Source organism: Nitrospirota bacterium (assembly GCA_015233895.1).
Taxonomy (GTDB): Bacteria; Nitrospirota; Thermodesulfovibrionia; order Thermodesulfovibrionales; family Magnetobacteriaceae; genus Magnetomonas.
Window position 1 is genome coordinate 1 of the sequence record JADFXG010000021.1, and the last position, 24,542, is coordinate 24,542.

The window sequence follows — 24,542 nt, forward strand, 5'->3', positions numbered from 1 at the left end:
TAATAATGGTTTGATAGTTACTAACATGAGAGATCAGGTCTCGTGGGGCTTTTACATATCAAACTTTACATTTTTAGTCGGTGTGGCTGCCGCTGCAGTAATACTGGTAAAAACAAGAATAGTCCCTTCAATTCCAATAAGGGACATTGAACCCGTGTTTAAATATGATCAAAAGATGCAGGCACTCTGGGATTATATTTAAACACGGGTTCAATGTCCCTTATTGGAATTGAAGGGACTATTCTTGTTTTATCTAAATCTTTGAGTGAACACGGGGGTAAAAATCCTGTAAACATTTTGTATGCGATTATGCCAAGAGCAAACAAATCGGCTTTACCATCCAACTCTGCTTTATCATGTACCTGTTCCGGCGCCATGTAGGCAAAAGTTCCGGCAGCTTTTTGCTTTGAGCCTTCACCAGTTAAAAATGCAAGGCCAAAATCAAGTAAAACAGGCTGCGCCGGGTTACCGTCTTTTAAAATTACATTTGAGGGCTTAAGGTCTCTGTGGATAACCCCGTTTTCATGTGCCGCAGCCAGTGCCTCGGAGAGATTTATAAGTACTTTTAAAATATCGTCAGCGGCTTTAAATCTGTCGGGGTTTACTTCATTTTCAATCCATGAAAGCAGATCGGTGCCGCAAATAAATTCCATCTTTATTCCAAAACTGCCGTCTTTAAGCTCCACGGCATCGTGTATAGAGGCAATGAGAGGGTGTTTAATGCGCTGAGGAATTTTTATTTCATCCTGAAACCTTGCAAAGTTAACCTTATCGTTAAGATGTCCCTGTGGGAGTACCTTTATCGCAAAGGGTTTTTCAACTACGCTGTCCCCTGACCGCCTTTGCCGAGCTTTTTTCGTACCTCATATCGTACATCCTTAAAAAGAGAAGCGCTTTTAGACGTATGAATTTCAGACTGAATCCCTGTATCCAGCGAAACAGTCGGTCCCTCCTCTACCCAACAAGTGGGTTTATCGTCACTATGTTCATCAATATCTTTAATCAACTGTAATCTCCCAGGTTTTAATAAACTTTCAGAGTCTCCGCTTTACGGAGTTGAATATGTATAATATACCTTAATGTGTGAATAAAATTCAAGATTAATGTTTAATAAATTCACCACAATCTGGTATCAAGCGTTTAGCTTACATTTGACAATTACAGCTAAAATCTATTAACTTAGAGTGTGGCATTTATTACAAGGATAATGGCGATTTCCGGCATTGTTGCCTTATTGCTTTTGCCGGTATCGTGCGCAGATAAAAGATACAAGGCAAATTTCCCAAAGGAGGATAACGGCTGCGGTTTTTTTGAAGATATATTTGGCCGTAATGATGAGGGTGTAAGGGGCTCAGGCGATAAGAGTGTTTTTAAAGCCGCATATCTTGTTGCCCAGCTTGAATACTACGGATATCTTTTTAAAGACGACAGAAAAATTATAGTCACAACCTTTGTGGATTTAAATAATCTCAACAAGACTTCAAAGTTTGGCAGAATACTGGCAGAGGAAACTCTCTCGGAACTTCACAAAAGGGGATTTAAAGTGGCTGACATACGGGAAACCGGAACGGTTCAAATGTCCGAAAATTTTGGTGAGTTTTATTTATCTCGCGGACCTATTCGTCAGGATACTTTTACTAAAGATGTGTTGCCTGCACCCCCTCAGCCTGCCACAACAAAATCCAAAAAGTCTAAAAAATCCAAAAAGTCAAAAAAACATTCCAAGCGCTCTAAGTCAGCTACGTCAACAGAAGTCTATCAGCCCACTCACACCATTAAGAGAAGTTATCCTGATACCATAGTTCTTGCCGGCACCTATGAGGTGGGCCGCTGTGATATATTTGTCAATGCGAGGGTAATAGATCCTGTGAAGTCGGAGGTCGTAGCCATTGCCTCCTACAGGCTTCATCTTACGAAAGACCTCAGGTACTATCTTGACCAACCTGATGTGTTAAAAGACGAAAAAGCCGGAATTCAAATCAGGCAGAAATAATGTGACGAGGTTTGGACATACAAAAACGGTTGTTACGGCCTTAATACTTACGGCTATACTTATTATGATGTCAGGCTGCAGTGTCATATTTCCCGATAAGAAAAAACCTCCGGAGGGTGAGAATCGGGGGTACTATGAGGGAATGTATAATGTCTTTGACGACCTTGAGGGTGCCGCCAAAGATATGGCACAAGGAATTATTACAAACCTAAAGATTGACTTTCACAGGTCTGATACTGTTAAGCTTTCCCCGATAGTGGTTACCACCTTTGCCGATTTAAACGATCTTTCCCTGACCACTACACTAGGACGAAGTTTTTCCGAGATGGTGATGACAGGCCTACATGCAAAAAATTTCGAGATTATCGAAATGAGAAAAGGTAATGCCATTGATATTGTAAAAAATGACGGGGAATTTATGCTGACACGGGATTTAAGGGACCTTGCAAAAAATCATAATGCTAAAAGCGTTTTCGTTGGCACTTATACTGTTACAGATAAAGCGGTAGTGTTTAACGGCAGGATAATAGGAATTGCTGACTCAAAACTCTACTCGGCCTGGACAACCCGCCTTGTACGTACTAAAGAGGTTGATTCACTCCTGAGGCAAAAGAAACACACGGCAACACCTGAGGCAGAAAATGAAAACTATAATGGCAAGTCAAAAAGCAAAAAGAAAAAGACTAAAGCTAACAACAATCAGCAGCCCGATAAGGAGATGGATGATGAGCCTGTCAAGGTTTATGAAAGACCACCGGCTAATTAAAGCCTGCATACCTGTTGCTATTGTATTACTGACTGCCGGTTGTGCGGATATTTCCCTTAAACCTGAAAGATATGATATTTCAATGAAATCATCAACGCTTGTTAAGTCCCAGAAAGAGCCAATGCCTTGTACCAATGCCATATATATAGAGCCTGAACGAAAACTTGAATTTGAAAGTAATGTTGGAATTTTTATTATGAAGTCATCAAAAGATTCAAAAGAGATTGCTGCTTTCATGGTAGATTATTTACATAAACTCCTTCTTGAAAAAAAGACTTTTCATCTTGTTGAAAAAGTTGAACAGATAGTTACTGACTTAAAACAGACTATGAGATTTTCAAGAGAAAATGGTTACAACCTTATTATAATTGGAGAGATTAATAATATAGCCAGCGGCGGTGAAACGAGACAGTCTCAGATGTCTGCTACTTTCAGAGTAATTGACCCCAAAAGAGAAATCACAATGTTGTACTTTGACAGGTGTGAAACCGGAGATCCTAAAAAAGGGTTTTCTATCGTTGAACTTAAAGGATACAAAATAGCTTCGCCAGAGCCTAAGCAGCTTGGTGCAGCCATTATGACTGGAGCGGCAGATTTGTTAGGTTCACATACTTACGGGAAATCAATCTATTAGCCAGACCATTTGAGGGAATCACTGTTTTTTGACAGCAAAATCGTCAAAACAAATCTCTACGAAAAAACTGCCTGCGCTTGTCTCAAAAGGAAGCAATATCACGGGAGCCTTGGACTTATGGGAAATCATGTGTCCTTTTCCTACAATTATTGATGGAGTGGCAAGGTTAAACTTGTAACCCTTTTCGGAAAGGATTTTTTTAGCTCCGCCAGTTACCATGTTGGTTATCTCACCGACCATATCGGCCACTGTTTCGTCCACCTTATCCAGTTCCTCACCAAGCATCCTGGAGGCTATGTCTATTATGGCTTTCTCGGTAAAGGTAATGGCAATAGAGCCCTTTGTCTGTTCACCGGCAAGACCGATTACTCCTGATACATCCCCCTGTCCAACATTGTCTCGCTTAATCACTGGTTTACCAACCTTTGCCTCAGTCTGTGCCATCGTTGCAAGTACATTCACTATTGATACTAAAAATGGATTTATTATGTCGGCTCTCATTGTATCAGCTCCTTTCTGTCCACACCATTAAATTACCTGACTCTTACTCTGTTTTACCCTGCTACACTAGAAGATTATAACCGAAATACATATTTATTAGCAATTAGAAAATTTGTTTGATAATAATTCCACGTCCACAAAAGTACAAACAGGGAAAGAGGGTTAACTCTTTCCCTGTTTATCACAAAATAACCAAATGATACATTTGTGTTATTTAGCTGCAGGTGATGCTGCCGGAGCTGCTGCTGCAGGTGATGCTGCCGGTGCTGCTGCTGGAGCTGCTGCTGGAGCTGCTGCCGGTGCTGCTGCTGGAGCCGCCGCTGCTGGTGATTCTGCAGGTGCTGCTGCCGCAGGTGATGCTGCTGGAGCTGCTGCTGGTGATGCCTCAGGTGCTGCTGCTGGTGATGCTGCTGGAGCTGCCTCAGCAGATGGCGATGGCGCTGCCGCTGACGGCGATGGTGCCGGTGCCGGCGCTTGTTTACAGCCGGTTAAAGCTGCTACTGACAACACTAAAGACAGCACTAACACAAAGTAAAGCACATACTTCATTTCAAACCCTCCTTTTGTTGTTTGTCGTATTAAACCACATCATGATGTAATATATCAAATGTCAACGTATTATACTATATTTTAAAATATTTTTAAATAAAATAAATTATATTGATTATTTTTTTTATCATAGGCTCCATCTAAAAAAACTGCTGCCTCTTTTCTATGTGATTTATACATAGCTCTGCTGCATTTTAACATTATCGTCTGCTTTAATGTTATAATGCCTTCAAAAAAGTTATGAATTCTTATCAGGACACGATAGCTGCCGTATCAACACCACCCGGTGAGGGTGGTATCGGGATTGTACGTATAAGCGGAAAAGATGCCATTGTAATATCACAAGGGATGTTTAAATCGAAAAAGTACAAATTACCCTCAACAATGCCTGCCTTTACAATGTCTCTGGGGCATGTAATCAACCCACATGACGGTAGCTCTGTGGATGAGGTACTGATAACCGTGATGAGAGCGCCTCACAGCTATACTGCGGAGGATGTGGTGGAGTTTCACTGCCACGGGGGATATTTTACTGTGAAAAAGACCCTTGAGATAACCCTGTCCCTTGGCGCTCGCCTTGCAGAGCCAGGAGAGTTTACATTGCGGGCATTTTTAAACGGACGTATTGATCTATCCCAGGCCGAGGGAGTTCTTGATGTTATAAAATCTAAGACAGCTGAGAGTTCCCGAATTGCCCTTGAACAGCTCTCTGGAGGGGTGTCGGAAAAAATAACGGAGATAGTGTCTGCTTTGACCTTAGCTTGTGCACTGATTGAGGCTCATATAGATTTTTCCGATGAAGATGCACAATTGTCTGATGTGAAAGAAATATTAAAAAATATCGGAGAAATTGAAAAAAAATTGAAACAACTATCTTCAACCTATGAAACAGGGCGACTTTACCGCGAGGGTATGTCTATAGCAATCGTGGGACGCACAAATGTCGGTAAATCCTCTTTGCTTAATGCGCTGCTGGAAAAAAACAGAGCGATAGTGTCAGAAACTCCGGGCACAACAAGAGACACAATAGAGGAGTATTTAAACATTGACGGAATCCCTGCCAGAGTTATCGATACAGCTGGAATAAGACAAAGCACCGAGTATGCCGAACTTGAGGGGATTAAACGCTCTTTATCATCCATCGAGGCCGCTGATGTTGTAGTTGCAGTTTTTGACGGAGGTGCGGAGTTAACCCCCGAGGACTTTTACATTATAGAAAAAACAACAGGGAAAACACTTATAGCTTTAATTAATAAATCTGACCTAAAGGCGGCTTTCCATGCATCTGTATTGGCGGAATCTTATGGTAGTGGCGGACTCACTCCCGTCTTACGCATATCGGCTAAGACCAACGAGGGAATCGGTGCGCTTAAGGATATGATTTTTTCAATTGTAGCCGGAAACTCTCCAGAAGTAAAAAATGGGGTACTTATAACAAACGTAAGGCACAAAAGAGCCCTTGATGAGTGCCTCTTTGCTCTGGCACGGGCAGCCACCCTACTTTCAGACAGTATGCCGCTTGAGCTTGTAGCTTTTGAGCTTCGTACTGCCCTGAACACTATCTCAGAAATTACCGGAGTGGTAACTACTGACAGTATTTTAGATTCTATCTTTGGCAGGTTTTGTATTGGTAAATAGTGTTTTAAAAAATCGTTATCATTTGTTTTCAATGTTGCTCGGTGCTCTTTTCTTTGCTTATGCCATGGACATAAGGATTATAAATCCATACTACAGTTCATGGCTGATGAATGGATACGACTGGTCACAGCACTATCTTGGCTGGTTGTTTTTTAAAACTGAACCATGGCAATTCCCTTTAGGAAAAATCTCCTGTTACAACTCTCAATTTGGTACAAGTATTTGTTATACGGATTCAATAGCACTATTGGCAATTCCATTAAAACTCTTCAGAAAACTGTTTCCTTCTGAAATTCAGTATTTTGGTTTGTTCTTTTTATCATGTTTTGTGCTACAGGGGCTTTTGGGTTTTCTTTTATCCGGATTATTTACCAAAAACCGGTTGATTCAGTTAACAGCAGCCTCATTTTTTATTGTAAGTCCTGTGTTGGTTAATCGTTATCATCACACGTCTTTGTGTGCTCAGTGGGTTATTCTGTGTGCCTTATGGTTTTATTTGAAAGAACATGAGGGAGCATTCCGTAAGGTTTTTGTGAGCTGGTTAACTTTGCACATCGTTACTTCTCTGATTCATCCCTACCTTGAGTTCATAATTCTCTTTGTTTTCATTGCCCACTTGTTTAAACTCCGGTTTATACAAAAAAATATCAATTACCTTCAACTAACGCTTTCTATTGTGTCGGTTTCGATAATGCTTATGTTTAACTGGTGGATTAATGGCTGCTTTATATTTGAGAAATCAACAGAGTACTCGGCGTGGGGGTTTGGGGAAAAGAATCTTGATCTTCTGGCCTTATTTAATCCTTACGGAAGTTCAAAACTGCTATACTTTATGAAAGAGGGAAGTGTATTTTGGGCTGAGGGGTATAATTATCTCGGTTTAGGAGGAATAATACTGCTTTTTGCTGCAGTGGTTGTTTTCCTCAAATCCAACACCATGCGGGAGCAATTAAGAAACTACATACCACTGTTAATTGCCTTATTTTTATTGACTTTAATTGCTATTGGCAATACAGTTACTGTGTATAATCAGATTTTATTTGAAATTCAACTAAGTGACAGACTGAGTAATTTAGCCGGTGTATTCAGATCATCCGGCAGATTATTCTGGGCAGCCTACTACTTTATTATTTATGTTTTGTTATATGTAGTTGTTAAATATTTTCATAGAAAAAGCATTCCAATATTGATAGCATTAATAGCATTACAGGTTTTTGACAATAGTGATATTGATAAATATAAAAAGGACTTTAACCCGGCGGAAAATCCAATAAAATCATCCAAATGGGAGGTTATCGGCCGTGGCAGTGAAAACGTAGTAATAGCAGGAAAAATTCCATGGGATGATGGTAAGTTTTTTGCTCTGTATGCATACAGGCACAATATGAAAATCAACAGAGGATACGTTGCACGTTTTGACTGGAAAGCTCTTCAGTCATACGTAAAAACCCTTAAAATCCAGCTAAAGGAGGGCATGGCAGACCCTAAAAGTGTCTATATCGTGTCAAAAGATATAACTGCGATTTCACAGGACAAGATCACTTGCGGCTTTATAGATAATTTTAAAGTGTGCGTTTCTAAACAATCGGTGCTATCGGAGCTTTTTACAGAGAAAAGAGTTCCACACGGTCTTTTGTAAATTATGGCACAATTATGTTAGCATTGTGTAGAGCGTGTGAAAACAGAAGGAGGTGCTGTACATATGGAAAAGATGAATAACAGACAAGCGCCAAAGAGCGGCGGTTTTACACTCGTAGAGTTAATTATTACTTTGTTGATACTGGGAATACTTGCCGGGATTGCAGTCCCTATCTATTTAGGGCAGAGAGAAAAGTCCAAAAATGTAGAGGCTCAGGAAAATCTCCTAGCACTTAGGCAGCTTCTTGAGCAGTATTATAACGAAAACGGCTGTTATCACAAAACCGGGACCAATTGTGACACTTCTACAACCACAATAAGCGGTGTTGCAAATATACAGGCTTTTCTCACCGGATTTAAGCCAGGCAATGCCAACGGATTATATTTTAACTACAACATCACCTTTAGCAATAATGCTACAACCTTTAATGCTGTAGCCGCCAGATCGGGCACTACAAACGCCAACAATGTCTTTAGTATTGACCAAAATAACAACAGGCAGGGATTTTAAAAAGTATGGAACCCTCACGGCTATTCTAATTTGAATTCAGAAGTATAACAAGGCGGCAAGGAGAAAGCGACGGAGGCGTACTTTTAGTACGTTGAGGAGCTTTTGACGCATGCCAACGAAGTTAGGCGATTGAATTAGAATTAGGATTAAGTCGCAGCAGGGATTTTAATCACCTGACCAGCCTTTATGCTTTCAGGGCTTTTCAAATCGTTTATTTTCATAATATCATTTACCGTGATATTGTAAAGCCGGGAGATTGCATAAAGTGTCTGCCCCTTTTGTATGACATGTCTTTTATAAGTAGGGGCAGCATCCTGAGAGATTTTTACCGGCTTTTCAGTAACGCTTTTCCTTTCTGTTAAGTCAACACCGTCAGAATTCCTATCGGCTGATTGTAAGTCTGAATCAAGGGATGAAATCAGATGTTCTTTAGCACCTTGTGGAATTTTCAGTGTATAGTATTTAGGAAGTGGGAGTTTAGAGTCAAGCACAGGGTTTAATAACTCCGGATTAAGCCTCTGAATGTCATCCACTGTGACAGAAGTGCCTGCAATCAAGTGGTTGAGTTTTATGGCTCTTGTAAGAGTCAAAGTGTCATAGTTTTCAGGATGCTGAAAAACAACATCACTGAAGTACTTGTCATACTCGTCAAGTATCTCTAAAACAGCCAGAAGTTCGGTGTAAAAATTCCTGGAGGCAAAACCAAACGCCGGGCCGTCGTAGTTATCCACAATGTAGCAGATATCCGTGGTAGCGGTTCTCTCCACAGCCCGTTGCATCCCATAACAGCCGTGATTATATGCCGTAATGGCAAGTGGCCATGAGTGCAGTTGTTCATAATTGAAAGCGAGGAGTTTTGACGCTGCAGTAGTTGACTTAATTGGATCAAGCCTCTCATCAACAACCTTATTAATTTTAACATACTTTTTGGCCGTATATCTGGTAAATTGCCAAAGCCCGGCTGCATTTGCCCACGAGTAGGCATTGATGTCAAAAGCCGACTCCACAAATGGAAGACGTGTCAGCTCTGTCGGCAAACCCCTTTCAGCAAATACCTCCTCCATGTTTTTTAGGTACAGTGTGCTGCGGCTCAGCGCTTTTTTAAACCTGTCACTCTGTCCCACCTGAACCCTGAGCCGGTCTGCCGCATCTTTGTAACCGCTTCTTATGCCATTACTGTAAAGTAAATCATAGACACGTTTGTCCTCACCGGTAAGTCTTTCCAATTCATATGGTGGCATAGCATCCAGCCTTTCCAGTATAGCCTTGTATTTTCTTAAAACAGGAGATACGGCAAATGCTCTCATTTTTTTGTCTTTACTCTCGTTCTCTGTTAACTCAACAGTTTCATATATGACTCCCATTGCTCTTTTGTCGTGAATAACAGCCTGGTGATTGCTTACGCTTGTAAATATCTTTTTCCAAAAATCAACCTGATTGCGAAGTTCTGCCGGCGTCCTGAACTGGGAGGATCTTTGCAGTCTGAAAATGTTTTCAGTGGAGCTGATTTTACTGTCGGAGGTTGCTGCCGTTGTCGGCCCTTGCCGCAAATACAACTCCTCTGCCCCACAATTGCTATGAGTTGGAATTAATACTGATGAAAAAATCATTATAAAAAAAGTCACCATAGTTTGCTTTTTCATGTTCGTATCTCTCCTCGCTCTAAAATTATGATAATCTCACCATTCCGGGCAGTTACTGTTATCATTTCAAAATCATATTTTGATATTGTCTTATACGATGTAAGCATCTCTAAAATCTCTGCCTGACTCCACACATGGAAATGTATACTATAGCCCTTTGCCATAAGTTCTGAGCTCCAGCGGCTTATATCCTCCTCTTTTTTAAATTTATCAACATGTTCAGCCCAGTCTCTAAAGTGTGTTTCCCTGCTTGTTTCTGTTCCCTCGTGAAAGTCCCTGAGCAGATGTTCAAAATCAGTGGTTTGGCGGTCTTTGTCAAATGTGTAACGTTTGTCGGGTACGGCAAAATACAAAATACCCTTGATCTTTAAAACTCTCAGCATGTTATTTAATGCCTCTATCACATTTTCGCAGTGCTCAAGAAAATGGTTTGCTATTACAAAATCCTGTGAAAGGTCTGCTATTGTAGAAAGTTTCTCTCCATTATCAATTATATCAACCTTTAGGAATGAATCAATGTCGGAATAATGTTCTTCTAGTGTTTCATTTGGAATCCTGTCCACATATGACACTCTTGCAGAGGCGGGAACTTTAAGGGGTTTATTCAGCGCCCCTATCTCTATCCCATCACCAAATATGTACAGTGCAGAGTATAACTCCCTTATTTCAAAATAATTCTTTTGTAAACAAATTTGAACCATTTCTATAAAAGTAAGAGTCTGTGTGTCTATAGTTGCACTTAAAACCTCTCCGGCATTGAAAAGACCACTGTTTATAATTTCCTCAATCAGATGAATAAGGCTGATTGTACCTTTTTGAATTTCAAATTGAATTGCCTCGGCCATGCTGAATCCGTCACCATGAAGACGAATGAGTTCCTTTAGCTCACCTGTGCTAAATATCTTCATTAAATAAGAAAGGGTTATTTCCTTTAACTTTTCGGTACTAAATAGCTTTGGTAAATAAGAAATTGCTATTTCTTTTAACTCATCCTGGCTAAACAACCCATCTCTGAGGGCTAAGTCTATAAACTCACCTTTAACAAATATTCTGAATTTGAATATTATCTTTAAAACCCATATAAATAGCGTTGTAATATATTTTCTGATTGACCTAAGGGCAGGTTTTACAACAGCATCTATCACAAGTGATCCCTTTATCAGGCTACCGTAAAGGTTCTGCGCTTAGTTTGGATTTAAGTCTGAGGACTGCCTGAGAGTGAAGCTGACACACTCGTCCCTCTGAAAGACTTAACACTTTCCCTATTTCTTTCATTGTTAACTCATCCCAATAGTACAAAGAAAGCACCAGTTTCTCCTTATCAGGCAAGGATGCTATGTGGCCTGCAAGAATCCTCTTTTGAGATTCATCCACAAGTTTAGTGAGCACATCACGGCCTGAAATGTCCGGTATGTTTTCCATGACATTCATCTCCTCGCCGTCTGATGTCTTAGAGCTAAAGTCCTCAAACCGGAGAGTTATCACTGAGTTTGCATCTTTTAATATCTTATAGTAGTCATCCACGCTTATATTTAACTCGTTTGCAATTTCCACATCCTCAGGAGCTCTGCCCAATGATTTTTCAAGCTTTGAATGCACGGATTTTAATTCGTTAACCTTTTCCTTAAGCGAGCGCGGCGCTGTGTCAAAGGTACGGATTTCATCCAGCATGGCGCCCTTTATCCTGAACTCGGCAAAGGTTTTTAGCTTGGCTCTGTTTGCATCGTAATTATCAATAGAGTCCAGTAAACCCATGACGCCCACGCTTATAAGGTCGTCAGTGGTCAACTGTGGCGGCATACGGCTTGATAATCTGTAAGCCGTATATTTTATGAAAGGAAGAAACTCTTTTATAATCTCTTCTTTCTGTTCATCGCTAAGTTCTGATTTATATTTTTTCACGTTCACTGTCTCATATTATACATTTTCCTCAGAGGTAGCGGAAAGTAAATTGCCAATAAAAAACTGCAGCGAACCTTTAACTCTGTGTTTGGTTCTGCTCATCAGCTTATAAGCAAGGTCGGTTACCTTTTTAGAAGCCTTTCCGGCAGGGTTTACTTCAAGAAAGGCTCTTTGTTGCCGCACAGCAGCCGGCACGGCTGCATCGTAGGGGATATAGCCTAAGTAATCAAGAGAAACATTTAAAAACTTATCAGCCGCCGTGGCCAGCCGTTTAAATACCTCTCTGCCCTCCTCCTCTCCCTGTACATTATTTACCAGCACGCTGAACTCCTTTTCCTGATACCGGGTGTAGAGCACCTTCATAAGCGCATACGCATCAGTCATAGCAGTTGGCTCAGGTGTTGCCAGAATTATGATTTCCTGTGCTGCTATACAAAAAAAAGCCACATTTTCCGATATGCCTGCTGCCGTATCTATCAGCATGACGTCCACATTACTGTTAAAACTCTCAAATTCGTCAAGCAGTCTTAACCTCTGAAATTCATCCAATACGGTTAACTCCTGAACTCCGGAGGAGGCAGGCAAAATCTTTATTCCGTGAGGTCCCTCCACGATTATGTCAGCAAGTCCCATCTCTCCGTTTAGCACATTTTGCATATTGTACTTTGGAGCAAGGTGTAAAAGAACATCTATATTACTTAGTCCCAAATCGGCATCAAGAATCAGCACCTCATGCCCCAGTTTTTTCATAGCTATTGCAAGATTTGCAACTATATTGGTCTTTCCCACTCCGCCCTTTCCACTTGCCATGGCTATCGTACGGATGTGTTTTTCTCTACCGCCTGCTCCGCCTCCTCTTAACATTTATAAAACTCCTTTTTTAACACCAAATCAGCTATCCTTTCCATTCCTGCAAACTCTATATCATCCGGCACCTTTTGGCCTGTCGTGATATAGGCTATCGGCTTTTGATACGTTAACGCCATATTATACACTGAGCCATAGCGTACTGCCTCATCCACCTTCGTGTAGCCGAGGTAATTTATCGGCAGCCTTCTGTAGTAACGGTACGCCTCAGTCATAAACTCATCGTCACTGTTGGCACTCATTAGCAGATGCACCTCTATGGGTAAATCCGAAAGACATATCTCTGCCATGTCATCCATGTACGCCTCATCCATCGGGCTCCTTCCTGTCGTATCTATGTATATTATGTCCTTTGTGTCTGCAAATCTCAAGAGCGTGTTTTTTAACTCTGCCGGGGTTGAGGCCACAGCAAGGGGTATTCCCATTATACGGGCATAAATCCGCACCTGCTCCACTGCGCCTATCCGGTATGTGTCAAGATTAATTATGGCTGTTCTTTTACCCTCACGTATTGAATTTGCCGCAAGTTTGGCTATCGTTGTAGTCTTACCCACACCGGTTGGCCCTATCAGCATTATTGCCTTTCTGTCTGTGTGCTTGTCCTTTATTTTTATGTTAGACATAAGCAAAGAGGGCAGGTCCTGGACGTCATTTGCCTTTTCACATAAAAGCACAGCATACTCCTCACGTATTGCCCTGTCTTTCAGATAATAGAGGAGCATTCTTTTTTTGGGCGGCAGGGACATTTCAAACCCAAGGTTTTTCATATCCTCTATGCTGTCTCTTAAATACTCAATCTCGCTTTGTACCTTAACTGTCATTTTATTAAGAAAATGCTCTAACTCTCTTCGTGTAAAAGCCGGTTCGGTTATGTGGTTTACTGGCTCAGGATTGGTTTCAACAGGTTTATGCACTGCCGGTTTAATATCAGCAACCAGCGTCTTTTCTGCCCTCTCAACAACTGGCGTTGCCTTATTAACAGCACTCTCTGCCACATCAGGAACTGCCTCATGCCTCAGCTGAGCCTTACCCTTTGCGCCTTTTTTGTCATCCTTAGAGGCTTTTGCAGAATGTGAGGTGCTTTCTTTGCTAAAACTCCGTATTTTTTCCAAAATATTAAGGTCATTTTTGAGTCTTACTGCCCGTGTGTCATAGGTTCCGGCTTTAGGCGAATCATAGTCAACTGCGGCAGTTACCTCCACGCAGGGGTTTGCCCCCTTAAGCTCCTCTGTTGACAGAATTATAGCATCCTCACTTAATTCCTTCTTGACCATAGAAAGAGCCTCAGCAAAGGTCCTTGCCTGAAACTTTTTAATCTTCATATCTGATCACTCCTAATGTATAAAGCCTTGCCGAGGAAATCTCAGCATTAGAAAGAACCACTACGGCAGGTACAAACTTCTCAAGCAGACGTTTTAAAAACCTTCGTATATGAGATGAACACAGGATTATCGGCTGAACTCCCCTTAAATTATCCTTGTCCATCAGTTTTTCCACTCCTTTAACAAGCCTGTTTATAATGTCAGGGTTAATTGACTCACCCGTTTGCACACTCCTGCCGATTGAGGACTCAAAGCGCGGATCTAAGGTAAAGACCGGCACAGAGCCGTCCTGCATGGCATACTGCTTGCTAATGTGTCTGCCAAGGGCCTGTCGTACGTACTCGGCCAGCATATCAGGGTCTTTTACGTTTGGAGCATAATCCAGTATTGTCTCAAGCACGGTCACTATGTCATTAATCGGCACACGCTCCCTGAGAAGATTCTGCAGCACTCTCTGAATGCCTCCTAGGGTCATAAGGGCTGGAACCAGCTCCTCCACTATCTTTGGATACGTACGTGTTACGTTGTCAAGCATGTTCTGTACTTCAGTTCTGGAGAGGAGCTCCCAACAGTGTTTTCTTATTAATTCTGTCAAATGAGTGGCAATAACAGTCGGTGTATCCACTACCATATAGCCAAGAACCTGTGCGTTTTCTATGTTAACCTCTTCTATCCAGTAAGCAGGAAGGCCAAAGGCCGGCTCTTTAGACGGTATGCCGTCTATTCGCTCCACATCGTCTGAGGCTACTGCCAGCCAGTAGTTCATCATAACCTCGTTTCTTGCTGCCTCTATGCCCCTTATAATAAAGCTGTACTCATGGGGGCGCAACTGCAGGTTGTCGCGTATGTGGACTGGGGGAATAACAAATCCTATGTCTTTAGCAAGCTGCCGTCTCATTGCCTTTATCTTACCAAGAAGTTCACCGCGCTGCTCCTCAACTAAAGGTATCAGGCCATAGCCGATTTCAAGAGTGAGCGGATCTATTTCTATAAAAGTCTCAGGCTTGGCCTCCTCCTGAGGCACCACTGCTGTTTTTTCCGCAAGCTCCTCCTCCTTTGTCTTTAATGTCAAAAGGTAAGCAAGGCCTGAGGCCGCCGCGGCTATCAATAAAAACGGTACGTGGGGCAGGCCTGGGATTATTGCAAAAACAAACAAAACACCGGAGGTTGTAAAAAGAGTCTTAGGATTTATAAATATCTGGCCTGTAATATCCTGGCCCATGTCGGATTCTTTACCGGCACGGCTGACCACTATACCTGCCGCTGTGGATATTAACAGGGCCGGTATCTGAGTTACCATACCGTCTCCGATGGTCAGTATTGTATAAGTCTGAAGGGCGTCCACTATAGGCATGCTCTTTTGAATAACACCGATAAAAATTCCGCCTAAAATGTTTATACCGGTAATGATGAGGCCAGCTACGGCATCTCCTCGTACAAACTTGCTGGCACCGTCCATAGCGCCGTAAAAGTCCGCCTCCTGCGCTATCAGTTCACGCCGCTTCTTAGCAGCTTTTTCGTCTATAAGGCCTGCGTTTAAATCAGCATCTATGGACATCTGTTTGCCAGGCATAGCGTCTAACGTAAAGCGTGCCGCAACCTCTGCAATTCTGCCGGAACCTTTAGTAATAACCACAAAATTAACTATGACAAGAATCAGAAATATGATAAGTCCTACCGAGTAGTTGCCGCCTACCACAAAGTTTCCAAATGACATTATGACGGCTCCCGCTGCCTCTATTCCCTCGTTGCCCTTAACAAGCACAAGCCGTGTTGTTGCCACGTTTAAGGAAAGCCGAAAGAGAGTGGTCAAAAGCAGCAAGGTCGGAAATACCGAAAAATCAAGCGGCTTTTGTATATATATGCTGGTTATCAGTATCACTATAGCTATTGCGATTGATATGGAAAGCAGCATGTCAAGCAAAAAAGGAGGCAGTGGTATAAGCATTACCCCAAGAATGCTTACCACTGCTATTGAAACTATTATCTCCGCTCTTTCGCGTATGATTTTAAGCCAATCCATGAGTGTTTCCTAAATCTTTCCCTGAAGCTTATAGATGTATGCAAGGATTCTTGCAACAGCTTTATAAAGCTCCTGAGGAATATATGTGTCAATATCTAATTTAAACAAAAGCCGTGCCAGTGGCTTATCCTCAACAACAGGAACCTTGTGTTTTCGGGCAAGTTCTCTGATTTTCTCTGCTACAAACCCGGAGCCCTTTGCCACTATCTTAGGCGCTCCCAAATCCCCCTCCTTATACAGTATGGCAATGGCAAGGTGAGTCGGGTTTGTTATTACCACTGTTGCCTTTGGCACCTGAGCCATCATACGCCGTCTGGAAATTTCCCTCTGGATGCCCCTTATTTTTGACTTAACCTTAGGGTCTCCCTCAGTATCCTTGTGTTCCTCTTTGATTTCCTGTTTTGACATCTTTATGGACTCTTCAAACCGGTATTTCTCTATTACAAAACTCACCAGGGCTATAATAAAAAGATACAAAAACCCATACCATATAGCCTCTTTCAGCAAATCATAAGCCGCATAGGTCATCTGATTGAAATCTTTCACCAACAGGTATGAAAACTTAACGATATCGGCCTTAATTACAAGATAAAATATTAGTATTCCACCAATAAACTTAAGCAGGTTTTTAAGAAAATCGAAAATACCGTTTATTGAAAAAAGCCTCTTAATTCCCTCAATTGGATTCATTCTGCCAAAGTTCAACTCCATATCCTTAAGCATAAAACCAACCTGGCTAATCTCTGAGGTAACTGCAAGCACTATAACACCCAACAGGAACGGGAACAACAGCAGCAGTGTTTTTGCCATGGCAATCTTTATGGCAATAAAAGGGTCCGTTCCGTATGAAAGGGTCAGAAAGTTTACGGTTATCCCCTTAGCGCTGACGATAAAGTGCTTGCCGCCAAAGTAAAGCACAAGCATCATGCCGGCCATGCCTGCAACAGAGGTAAGCTCCTTAGATCGGGCAAATTGTCCCTTTTCACGTGCCTTTTGCCGCCGTCGCGGTGTAGCTCGTTCTGTTCTTTCCTGTCCTTCAGCCATCTTTCCCTATGTTTCCTATTTTGTTGACAGTTCCATAGCGCGGTACATATCGTGCTTCATATTCGCTATGTTTATACCAAATAAATATATCATGAGAGGTAAACAAGCTATCATGAGGGTCAATCCTACGAAAATAAATATTGGAAAACTGACAAAGAATATATTTATCTGTGGGGCTGCCTTATATAGAAGTCCAAGCAGCAGGTTTGCCGTAAGCATTCCGACCGTAATAGGGGCAGCAATCTTTATTGCCAAAACAAATAACTGGGAACCTCCCATAAAAGCGTCAATCATTGATCTGTTCAGCACAATTTTATCCGGAGGCAGGAACTCATAACTTTTTACAAACATCGTGATTAAATCATGGTGGGCATCCATAGAGAGAAACAGCAGGGTTAGAATAACGCCAAGAAGCCTGCTGACCTCAGCCGATTGGCCAAAGTCAGGATCAAAAGTGCTCGCAACGGAAAGAGACATACTGTTACTTATAAAAGTTCCGGCCATGTTAACGGCGGTAAAGACAAAGCGTGCCCAACTGGCAAACAACATGGAAAAAAGCAACTCTTTTCCCAAAAACAACGGAATACGCTCGTTTTCACTGAAGTGAACATTGACAATAGGCGTTAATAGCACAGCAATGGCAACGGCAAAGGCGATTTTAATCTGAGTTGGAATGTTTGTACTGCCGAATATTGGCATCATGGCAACAAATATGGACGTCCTGATGAGTATAAACAAAAAATTCCCTATCTGCTGAGTTGCCATCTGGGCATTTATAAACTGGTTTATCTCTTGCACTTTTACCTGACATACATGGGCATTCTTTCAATTAAATGAGTCGTAAAAGTAATCATAATCTTTGCAAACCAAGGCAGTAAAATAAAAATACATAAGAATACGGCTACCACCTTAGGCACAAAGGTAAGTGTAAACTCCTGCAGTTGTGTTATTGCCTGAAAAAAGCTGACAAGCAAACCCACTATCATGCTGACTAAAAGTATCGGCGATGCCAATGTCAGCAGAGTTTTAAACACTTCCCCTGATATATCTTTAACGGCTTCAATTGTCATTGGAAACTCCTTACGACAGTGCCTATAATAAGATTCCACCCGTCAACCAAAACAAACAAAAGAAGTTTAAACGGCAGAGAAATCGTAACCGGAGGCAGCATCATCATACCCATTGAAAGCATAACGCTTGCCACTACCATGTCAATAATGATAAAGGGAAGGTAGAGTAAAAAGCCCATCTCAAAAGCTGTCTTAAGCTCACTTATCACAAAGGCAGGAGCAACCACTTTAAAGGGCACATCCTTTGGCTCATAAGGCTGGGGGGACTTAGAGAGTTGAATAAACAGGGCTATGTCTTTTTTCCGGGTCTGTTTCAGCATAAAGGACTTGACTGGTTCTTCACCGCGCTTAACCGCCTCAGTCAGTGTAATTTGCTTGTCCATATATGGGGTTATAGAATCCTTGGCAAGTTTATCAAAAGTAGGGGCCATTACAAAAAACGTAATGAAAATGGAAAGCCCGACTACTACCGCATTAGGCGGTATCTGGGCTCCGCCGATAGCCTGCCGCAGAAAAGACAGAATAATCACTGTGCGTGTGAAAGATGTCAACATTATCAGCATTGCAGGTATGAGCGACAGAAAACTCATTAGTAAAAACATAGAAACAAGCGGGTGGTCAATATTAAAATTCATCCCTTGTTACCTCCCTGTACCGGCTGATGCAGTGTCCTGGACTTGCAGACTCTTGACCTCGGTATCTAACCTGCCCTTAAAATCCAGTACATCCGGTGATGATTCTTTAATTGTCATAAGAAGCCGAATATCGTTTTGCGTTACTGATATAATTAACAGATCGGCCCCTGCCTTAACCATAGCTATTCCCCTTTTTGGACCAAGCGGCAGGTACTCTTTCATAGCAAGAAAGCCACCCTGTTTGCCCCGTTTCTTCATATAATATGACATACCGTATATGATTAAAATCACTGCAAGAAGCGCAAAAACCATCTGTATAACAGCAGCAGTCATCTTAATTGCTTTAACCTCTCGTTGGGGCTTACAATGTCAGTAAGCCTGATTCCAAACTTCTCGTTTACAACAACAACCTCTCCCCGTGCTATAACCTTCTGGTTAACAAGTATTTCCATCGGCTCTCCAGCAAGCTTATCAAGCTCAACAACTGAGCCCTGGCCAAGCTGCAACAGGTCTTGAATCATCATCTTTGTCCTTCCTATCTCCACTGTTATAGTAAGAGGAATATCAAGCAGAAACTTTATATCTCTCATGCCCTCCTTTGGGGCGTCTTTATCTAATTCCTGGAAATCAGCCTTTACCGCTTCCATTTAAATACCTCCAAAATCATTGAATAACTCCTGTTATCTTTATAGCCTGGTTACCTTTTCGCACTCCCGGCAAACACTTTAGTTTAGTGACGCCCTCAACCTTTACGACAAGCTCATCAGTCACTGAGCTACTGAGAGGAATAACATTACCAACCTGCAGATTTAAAAGCTCCTCGATAAGAAGCTCTGTCCTGCCAAGCTCAACACTCATATTTACCTCTGACACCATAAGGATGTCTTTGAGCCTTGCCACCCACCTGTGGTCAGTTTCGAGTTTTTCAGCCTGAATACCGGAGTAGAGCTTTTCCTTTACCGGTTCTATCACAGAGTACGGTATGCAGAAATACATCTTACCAGTAAAATCCTCGACCTCTATATGCACCTCAATTTTTATGATTACCTCTGTTGGGGTAACAATGGTTACAAACTGGGGGTTCATTTCAGATCCAACGTGTTCGGGCTGAACCGTGGCTACTCCTCTCCACGCTAAAGCAAGGTCCTTTAGAACCATCCCTACGACTTTTTTGATTATACGCTGTTCTATGGGGGTAAAATACCGGCCCTCACTCTTTGTATTGCGGGCAGTTGTAGCGCCAAAAAAGTACTCTACAAAGGCAAACACGGCAGGCGCCCCTATTACAAACAGTGAATACCCTTTCAGTGGCTCCATCTTAAATATGTTTATGCTGGAGGGCAGAGGGAGGGTTTTCATAAACTCACTGAATTTCATCATCTCAACACCGTGAATATTGACATCAACAAACTTCATTATGATGGCTGATATGGAGTTTCTGAAAAACCTGGCAAAACGCTCATTAGCTATTTCAAGGCCTGGCATCCTGCCGCGGATGATTCTCTCCTGATTGGTCAGGTCATAGGTCTTAACACCGGATTCACCCTCAGAGGAGGCCTCTGTTTCGATGCTTCCTGCCTGAACTCCTTTAAGCAGGGCATCTATTTCATCCTGTGACAGTATTTTATTCATATGTTTTTCACTCTACTGCACCACAAAGTCTGTAAAATAAATGTTTGTTATCAAATCCTCTCCCAGTGCCTGATTAACACGGGCAAGCATCTCGTCTTTTAACATTAGTTTACCATCCGGTCCGGATATGGACTCCAGATTTTTTGAACTCAGAAGTATAATTATAGCATCTCTGAGAACAGGCAGCTTTTCCTTCATAGCAGCCTCCATCTTCTTATCCGGTATTTCTATTTGCACGGTTATTTTCATATATCTGCCGGGGTCAACGAGATTTACCACAAATGGCTCAAGTGGCACAATTGCACCGGTATCATGCCCTTCTTTCTTTGGCTCTTTGTGTGCCTTCTTTTCTTTCTTTTCTACCTTCTCCTCAACCGGTTTCTCAGGCTCTGCTGCGGTATTATCGTGTTTTTTCAAAAACTTGTTGTAACCTATATAGCCAGCTCCCACTAACACAAGGGCAATGCCTAAAAAGATTATTAGTTGCTTGATATTTAGTTTCTTTTTTGGTTGTGGACCTTCTAACTGTTCTTCATCCTGCTCTTCTTTTGACATAATCTGTGTGTACACCCCCTTGTGTATAAATTACACCTTCTAACTTATTATATCAAATTTCATGCCAGAGAGCAATAGCTAAGTAAAACAGGCGATTTCTCTGTTCAGACGTAGTCAAGCGATGATGTTTTACGTCAATGAATTGACAAAAAAGCTGCCTTTCAAACAGTTCTTACTGTTTTGAGTTCAGAAAGACAGTTAGGATGTAGAGAAGCCGGGAAGAATCATTTTCTTTTCATCTTATAGAGGGCAAATGTCCGGCCACGCTCTGTGTAGAGGTGGACTTTTTCACAATCGTAAGTGTCAAGAATTCTTTGGCAAAAACCCTTCTGCACAGGGTCTGCCGTGTTACACCAGTAATTATAATGAAAATATACGTTTCCGCTGTAACGGTCAAACAGATTATTTATTCTGTCAACGTTGTTTGTGGCAGTTGAGCTCTGAACAGCGTTAGCGCCCCACAGCAAAAACATATTTGGATTGTGGGTTAACACAATGGAATTGCTTTTATCTATCATGGTAAGCATCTTCTGAGCCTCCCGATAATCCACCCGGCACTCCCATGATTCCTCACCCAGAGACCGTATGTGCGGCATAAAAGATATGAATATATAGAAAAGCACAATTAATGGTATTAATTGTATATGCGTTCCGGAGTCTTTAAACAATCGCTGTATTTGAAAAAAACCGGCGCCAGCCAGTATGGATAGCGGCATGTAAGACACCAGTGAGTACCGTACATCTTGTCCGTAGCTGTAGCTACCGGCATAAAAAAACAAAAATATTCCAAACAGCAGGATAAACCACATCCCTAACAGCAGTTTCTCTTTGAGAAAAGTCCTCCCCGCTGTTATTCCAATCAGGGCAAGGCCAGTAAAGACCGCCGGAAATCTGACGTTGTTGAGATAAAAGAGACCGTTAACCTTTAAGTTATTCAAAAAATATGAAATTGACATCCTGTCCCCGCTTGAGCCCCAGTTTTCATTCCTTACCGAATATATCTGCAAAATATGGGTCATTGCAAGCACAAGTGAAATGAGCATAAAAATGTATAACCACCTCGATTTCAACAAAGCCCTGTCTTTCAATAAAACATACGTAAACATAACCGGTAAAATTAAAATAGCCTCAAGCCGGAATTGAAGTGAAAAGGGGAGCATTACCGAAAACAAAAACAGTGATTTAATATCCCGTTCTTTCATATAAATCAGAAAACACAGTATCGTTGCACCAGGAAAAAGTATGGAGGAGGGTTCAACAGCAGCCGTGTTGCTCCAGATTATGTTTTCAGGAATCATGGTAAATATGAGCGCTGCAAGTATGGAAAGCGTGACCTCCTCAAACAGGAGATTACTGATTAAAAACACAAGCAAGGTGGACAGAACAAACACGGCATTATTATATATAAACCCTGTAGCCTCAGCAGATCCAAACATTTTAAAAAGCAGACTTAACAGAAACGGATAAGCATACGGCTGCTTATTAAATTCAATGTTGTCGCACCCATAAACGCCATAGTGGTTATTGCCGTCATTGCACATGCCAGCCTTACCTAAAAACCCGATGTTTTGCCCAATGCTTAGATAAATGTTCTCGTCATAATAGATTCTGTGAATACGCGGTGCAACTAAGACCACCAAACACAGCGCAAACGCTACAACTGCTCCCAGTGAATACATTTGCACTTTCGTTAACTTAGTAAACACTGCGGTTATTGTTTTATAATTAAACAACAGCCCCAGCACTATCAGAATAAAATTAACAGCAAGAGCGGCTGGAATCGCTGTTATAAGATGCTGCCTTATAGTGTCGGAACTATTTCCGTGGGCATAATTATGGGCTGACACTAAAATCGCGACAAATCCTGCCGCAATAAAATACCACTCTTTCTCAACTATGGATTTCGTCTGCTTTTTAGGCGTATTTTTCGTTTTCAACTAAATAGTCACCTATTGCCATGTATCTGTTTTTAGCCTCGATGAGGGTTTTTACTGCATCTTCAGGGCTAAAAACCAGTGGTTGTCCATGAATATTAAAACTCGTATTTAGCACAACTCCTCTGCCGGTTAGTTTTTTTAATTCACACAGAAGATTATAAAACACACCGTCTCTTTCGTCAACAACCTGCGGCCTGCACACTCCTCTTAAGCTTACGATGCCTCTCATCTCCGGTATAAATTCCGGTTTCACTCTGTAGCCCATGGCCATAAACTTATTGTAGCTGATGTTGCTGTTACGGTCTATTATGGTGTCAAAATCCTCTTTTAATATGGATGGACAAAAGGGCTGATACCACACACGCATTTTAAGTCTGAGATTAAGACGGTTTTTGATTTCCTCTGAGTTAGGAAGCGCAAGGATGCTCCTTCTGCCAAGTGCCCTCGGGCCATACTCCATAGCTCCCTGAAACCAAAACACTATGTTACCCTCTGAAATCAGTTTTGCAGTCTCTTTGGCTATATCTGTTTTCTTTTCAAATTTCAGGTTTTTCGTTTTTAATACATCTGTAATATCGGAGTCCTTAAACCCTGTACCCCAAAACACATCGTTAAACTCATATTTTGACACTCTGTTTAACTCATAATTAGCGCACATAGCCGCACCCGCGGCAAGTCCGCCGTCTCCCATGTGAGGATATACAAAGCAATCGGAAACTCCCGAAAGCTCACTTATCAGCATATTTACCACAATATTGGAAAACAATCCTCCCGCAACGGCAATCTTGTCACAGCTGGATATTGTGAGAGCGTTTCTTACAAGCTGCACAACATGCACCTCAAGCACCCTCTCTGCCATATAGGCAAACTGCTCAGAGGGATAGTGCCATAGGATTTTCTTTAACTTATCGTACATCTGTATGGAGCCGTATTTTGCACTGACGTTAAGCCCCTCGATTTGAAAAAACTCAAGCATCGGATTCTTTGTGTCATCTATCGGGTAGGCATAGTCGGCAAGCGCCATGACCTTTCCCTCATCCTCCAACTCTCGCATGTTTAACAGATTTGTTACGTGTTCAAAGAATATTCCAAATGAATTCCTTCCGCTTATCGTTTTTATTGAACTTAGCCTGTTATTATCGAACACACTTATACTGCCGGAGAGTCCGTCTCCTATTCCATCAAGCGTCACAACAAGGGATTTATCATTTCCTGAGCAAAACGCCGCCGCGGCGGCGTGACAGTCGTGATGGCCGTACTGATGGAAATTGACATTTTTAAACCCCAAACTTTTTAGTTCTTTTATTAACAGATGGTGGCTGATACGCCGGCTTAGTGCTGACGGACCAATTTCTGTCAGTATGTACTTAGCTCTCTTTTTTAAGCCTTGAAATGCACCCTGCTCTGTTTTCCGTCTTCGGATAAGATAGTACTGCTCTTTAAGGACAGGAAATGCGCGTGTCAGTGTTTTGGAAAAATCAGTTGTGCAACTGCTTACGCATTTAATGTCACGAGGCTCTAAGTTTAAAGCGCTCAAACATGCCTTTATGGAAAGCACAGGGAATCCAGCCTCTAATTTCCTTCTTGAAAGCCTCTCCTCGTTTATAGCAACAAGGACCCGGTTGTCCTCTATGATGGCAGCCCCTGCGTCATGGCCATCCCATATCCCAAGTATATACATG

General features: G+C 41.9%; 26 protein-coding genes and 1 pseudogene. 8 read left to right on the forward strand and 19 right to left on the reverse strand.

What is annotated here, in order from left to right; genetic code table 11:
- Positions 1-109 (forward strand): annotated as a pseudogene (gene nrfD, locus HQK88_12435) (polysulfide reductase NrfD).
- Positions 110-158: 49 nt separating this feature from the next.
- Here the strand turns inward: nrfD and HQK88_12440 are convergent.
- Entirely contained in the window at positions 159-803 is a 645-nt protein-coding gene (locus tag HQK88_12440) for a serine/threonine protein kinase (protein MBF0617609.1), read from the reverse strand.
- Positions 804-820: 17 nt separating this feature from the next.
- Positions 821-1,006 (reverse strand): hypothetical protein, encoded by a 186-nt coding sequence (locus HQK88_12445; GenBank protein ID MBF0617610.1) that lies wholly within the window; start codon positions 1,004-1,006, stop codon positions 821-823.
- 201 nt (positions 1,007-1,207) lie between these two features.
- Between HQK88_12445 and HQK88_12450 the strand changes: the two genes are divergently transcribed.
- The 3 genes from HQK88_12450 to HQK88_12460 are packed head-to-tail and all read left to right on the forward strand — an operon-like array spanning position 1,208 to position 3,393.
- Positions 1,208-1,993, forward strand: a complete 786-nt coding sequence (locus HQK88_12450; GenBank protein ID MBF0617611.1) for a hypothetical protein — start codon at positions 1,208-1,210, stop codon at positions 1,991-1,993.
- 1 nt (position 1,994) lies between these two features.
- Entirely contained in the window at positions 1,995-2,759 is a 765-nt protein-coding gene (locus HQK88_12455; GenBank protein MBF0617612.1) for a hypothetical protein, read from the forward strand.
- Entirely contained in the window at positions 2,716-3,393 is a 678-nt protein-coding gene (locus HQK88_12460; protein ID MBF0617613.1) for a hypothetical protein, read from the forward strand. The genes HQK88_12455 and HQK88_12460 overlap by 44 nt, the downstream gene beginning before the upstream one ends.
- Before the next feature lie 18 nt (positions 3,394-3,411).
- Here the strand turns inward: HQK88_12460 and HQK88_12465 are convergent, their stop codons facing one another.
- Positions 3,412-3,894, reverse strand: a complete 483-nt coding sequence (locus HQK88_12465; GenBank protein MBF0617614.1) for a chemotaxis protein CheX — start codon at positions 3,892-3,894, stop codon at positions 3,412-3,414.
- A 227-nt stretch (positions 3,895-4,121) separates the two neighbouring features.
- On the opposite strand from HQK88_12465, the gene HQK88_12470 reads away from it, so the two are divergent.
- The 4 genes from HQK88_12470 to HQK88_12485 all read left to right on the forward strand — a co-directional run bounded on the left by HQK88_12470 (position 4,122) and on the right by HQK88_12485 (position 8,230).
- Positions 4,122-4,493 (forward strand): hypothetical protein, encoded by a 372-nt coding sequence (locus tag HQK88_12470; protein MBF0617615.1) that lies wholly within the window; start codon positions 4,122-4,124, stop codon positions 4,491-4,493.
- A gap of 190 nt (positions 4,494-4,683) precedes the next feature.
- A complete protein-coding gene (gene mnmE, locus HQK88_12475; protein MBF0617616.1) occupies positions 4,684-6,081 on the forward strand; it encodes a tRNA uridine-5-carboxymethylaminomethyl(34) synthesis GTPase MnmE in 1,398 nt (465 codons plus the stop codon).
- Entirely contained in the window at positions 6,071-7,720 is a 1,650-nt protein-coding gene (locus tag HQK88_12480) for a hypothetical protein (protein MBF0617617.1), read from the forward strand. Before mnmE ends, HQK88_12480 begins: the two co-directional genes overlap by 11 nt.
- Before the next feature lie 72 nt (positions 7,721-7,792).
- On the forward strand, positions 7,793-8,230 hold the full coding sequence (locus HQK88_12485; GenBank protein MBF0617618.1) for a prepilin-type N-terminal cleavage/methylation domain-containing protein: 438 nt from the start codon (positions 7,793-7,795) through the stop codon (positions 8,228-8,230).
- Between the two features lie 146 nt (positions 8,231-8,376).
- On the opposite strand, the gene HQK88_12490 is transcribed toward HQK88_12485, so the two are convergent.
- From HQK88_12490 to HQK88_12565, 16 genes are all read right to left on the reverse strand, one after another.
- Positions 8,377-9,873: a transglycosylase SLT domain-containing protein gene (locus HQK88_12490; GenBank protein MBF0617619.1), complete on the reverse strand. Its 1,497-nt coding sequence runs from the start codon at positions 9,871-9,873 to the stop codon at positions 8,377-8,379.
- Positions 9,870-11,018 (reverse strand): methyltransferase domain-containing protein, encoded by a 1,149-nt coding sequence (locus tag HQK88_12495; GenBank protein MBF0617620.1) that lies wholly within the window; start codon positions 11,016-11,018, stop codon positions 9,870-9,872. The genes HQK88_12490 and HQK88_12495 overlap by 4 nt, the downstream gene beginning before the upstream one ends.
- Positions 11,019-11,037: 19 nt before the next feature.
- On the reverse strand, positions 11,038-11,775 hold the full coding sequence (locus HQK88_12500) for a FliA/WhiG family RNA polymerase sigma factor (GenBank protein MBF0617621.1): 738 nt from the start codon (positions 11,773-11,775) through the stop codon (positions 11,038-11,040).
- Positions 11,776-11,790: 15 nt separating this feature from the next.
- On the reverse strand, positions 11,791-12,639 hold the full coding sequence (locus HQK88_12505) for a MinD/ParA family protein (GenBank protein MBF0617622.1): 849 nt from the start codon (positions 12,637-12,639) through the stop codon (positions 11,791-11,793).
- Positions 12,633-13,964 carry a flagellar biosynthesis protein FlhF gene (flhF, locus tag HQK88_12510; GenBank protein ID MBF0617623.1) on the reverse strand — a complete coding sequence of 444 codons (1,332 nt, stop codon included), beginning with the start codon at positions 13,962-13,964 and terminating at the stop codon, positions 12,633-12,635. The genes HQK88_12505 and flhF overlap by 7 nt, the downstream gene beginning before the upstream one ends.
- Positions 13,954-15,987 carry a flagellar biosynthesis protein FlhA gene (gene flhA / locus HQK88_12515; GenBank protein ID MBF0617624.1) on the reverse strand — a complete coding sequence of 678 codons (2,034 nt, stop codon included), beginning with the start codon at positions 15,985-15,987 and terminating at the stop codon, positions 13,954-13,956. The genes flhF and flhA overlap by 11 nt, the downstream gene beginning before the upstream one ends.
- A gap of 9 nt (positions 15,988-15,996) precedes the next feature.
- On the reverse strand, positions 15,997-17,031 hold the full coding sequence (gene flhB / locus HQK88_12520) for a flagellar biosynthesis protein FlhB (GenBank protein MBF0617625.1): 1,035 nt from the start codon (positions 17,029-17,031) through the stop codon (positions 15,997-15,999).
- 15 nt (positions 17,032-17,046) lie between these two features.
- Positions 17,047-17,829, reverse strand: coding sequence for a flagellar biosynthetic protein FliR (locus HQK88_12525; protein MBF0617626.1), 783 nt, complete (start codon positions 17,827-17,829; stop codon positions 17,047-17,049).
- Between the two features lie 2 nt (positions 17,830-17,831).
- Entirely contained in the window at positions 17,832-18,101 is a 270-nt protein-coding gene (gene fliQ, locus HQK88_12530; GenBank protein ID MBF0617627.1) for a flagellar biosynthesis protein FliQ, read from the reverse strand.
- Complete coding sequence (gene fliP / locus HQK88_12535; GenBank protein ID MBF0617628.1) at positions 18,098-18,736, reverse strand: flagellar type III secretion system pore protein FliP; 639 nt, start codon at positions 18,734-18,736, stop codon at positions 18,098-18,100. The genes fliQ and fliP overlap by 4 nt, the downstream gene beginning before the upstream one ends.
- A 6-nt stretch (positions 18,737-18,742) precedes the next feature.
- Positions 18,743-19,069, reverse strand: coding sequence for a FliO/MopB family protein (locus tag HQK88_12540; protein MBF0617629.1), 327 nt, complete (start codon positions 19,067-19,069; stop codon positions 18,743-18,745).
- Positions 19,066-19,383, reverse strand: a complete 318-nt coding sequence (fliN, locus tag HQK88_12545; protein MBF0617630.1) for a flagellar motor switch protein FliN — start codon at positions 19,381-19,383, stop codon at positions 19,066-19,068. The genes HQK88_12540 and fliN overlap by 4 nt, the downstream gene beginning before the upstream one ends.
- A gap of 16 nt (positions 19,384-19,399) precedes the next feature.
- Positions 19,400-20,368, reverse strand: coding sequence for a flagellar motor switch protein FliM (gene fliM, locus HQK88_12550; protein MBF0617631.1), 969 nt, complete (start codon positions 20,366-20,368; stop codon positions 19,400-19,402).
- Positions 20,369-20,380: 12 nt separating this feature from the next.
- Positions 20,381-20,923, reverse strand: coding sequence for a flagellar basal body-associated FliL family protein (locus HQK88_12555; GenBank protein ID MBF0617632.1), 543 nt, complete (start codon positions 20,921-20,923; stop codon positions 20,381-20,383).
- 224 nt (positions 20,924-21,147) lie between these two features.
- On the reverse strand, positions 21,148-22,860 hold the full coding sequence (locus HQK88_12560) for a glycosyltransferase family 39 protein (protein MBF0617633.1): 1,713 nt from the start codon (positions 22,858-22,860) through the stop codon (positions 21,148-21,150).
- Positions 22,838-24,541 (reverse strand): hypothetical protein, encoded by a 1,704-nt coding sequence (locus HQK88_12565; protein MBF0617634.1) that lies wholly within the window; start codon positions 24,539-24,541, stop codon positions 22,838-22,840. The genes HQK88_12560 and HQK88_12565 overlap by 23 nt, the downstream gene beginning before the upstream one ends.
- Position 24,542: the final 1 nt, after the last annotated feature.

Bases quoted from the DNA above. Each gene is read 5' to 3' on its own strand.
- HQK88_12555 (MBF0617632.1), bottom strand. From the start codon at position 20,923: ATGTCAAAAGAAGAGCAGGATGAAGAACAGTTAGAAGGTCCACAACCA.
- HQK88_12565 (MBF0617634.1), bottom strand. From the start codon at position 24,541: ATGTATATACTTGGGATATGGGATGGCCATGACGCAGGGGCTGCCATC.
- HQK88_12465 (MBF0617614.1), bottom strand. From the start codon at position 3,894: ATGAGAGCCGACATAATAAATCCATTTTTAGTATCAATAGTGAATGTA.
- flhB (MBF0617625.1), bottom strand. From the start codon at position 17,031: ATGGCTGAAGGACAGGAAAGAACAGAACGAGCTACACCGCGACGGCGG.
- HQK88_12505 (MBF0617622.1), bottom strand. From the start codon at position 12,639: ATGTTAAGAGGAGGCGGAGCAGGCGGTAGAGAAAAACACATCCGTACG.
- fliM (MBF0617631.1), bottom strand. From the start codon at position 20,368: ATGAATAAAATACTGTCACAGGATGAAATAGATGCCCTGCTTAAAGGA.
- HQK88_12540 (MBF0617629.1), bottom strand. From the start codon at position 19,069: ATGACTGCTGCTGTTATACAGATGGTTTTTGCGCTTCTTGCAGTGATT.
- HQK88_12450 (MBF0617611.1), top strand. From the start codon at position 1,208: ATGGCGATTTCCGGCATTGTTGCCTTATTGCTTTTGCCGGTATCGTGC.
- fliN (MBF0617630.1), bottom strand. From the start codon at position 19,383: ATGGAAGCGGTAAAGGCTGATTTCCAGGAATTAGATAAAGACGCCCCA.
- HQK88_12490 (MBF0617619.1), bottom strand. From the start codon at position 9,873: ATGAAAAAGCAAACTATGGTGACTTTTTTTATAATGATTTTTTCATCA.
- HQK88_12470 (MBF0617615.1), top strand. From the start codon at position 4,122: ATGCTGCCGGAGCTGCTGCTGCAGGTGATGCTGCCGGTGCTGCTGCTG.
- flhF (MBF0617623.1), bottom strand. From the start codon at position 13,964: ATGAAGATTAAAAAGTTTCAGGCAAGGACCTTTGCTGAGGCTCTTTCT.
- mnmE (MBF0617616.1), top strand. From the start codon at position 4,684: ATGAATTCTTATCAGGACACGATAGCTGCCGTATCAACACCACCCGGT.
- flhA (MBF0617624.1), bottom strand. From the start codon at position 15,987: ATGGATTGGCTTAAAATCATACGCGAAAGAGCGGAGATAATAGTTTCA.
- fliP (MBF0617628.1), bottom strand. From the start codon at position 18,736: ATGAATTTTAATATTGACCACCCGCTTGTTTCTATGTTTTTACTAATG.
- HQK88_12460 (MBF0617613.1), top strand. From the start codon at position 2,716: ATGATGAGCCTGTCAAGGTTTATGAAAGACCACCGGCTAATTAAAGCC.
- fliQ (MBF0617627.1), bottom strand. From the start codon at position 18,101: ATGACAATTGAAGCCGTTAAAGATATATCAGGGGAAGTGTTTAAAACT.
- HQK88_12485 (MBF0617618.1), top strand. From the start codon at position 7,793: ATGAATAACAGACAAGCGCCAAAGAGCGGCGGTTTTACACTCGTAGAG.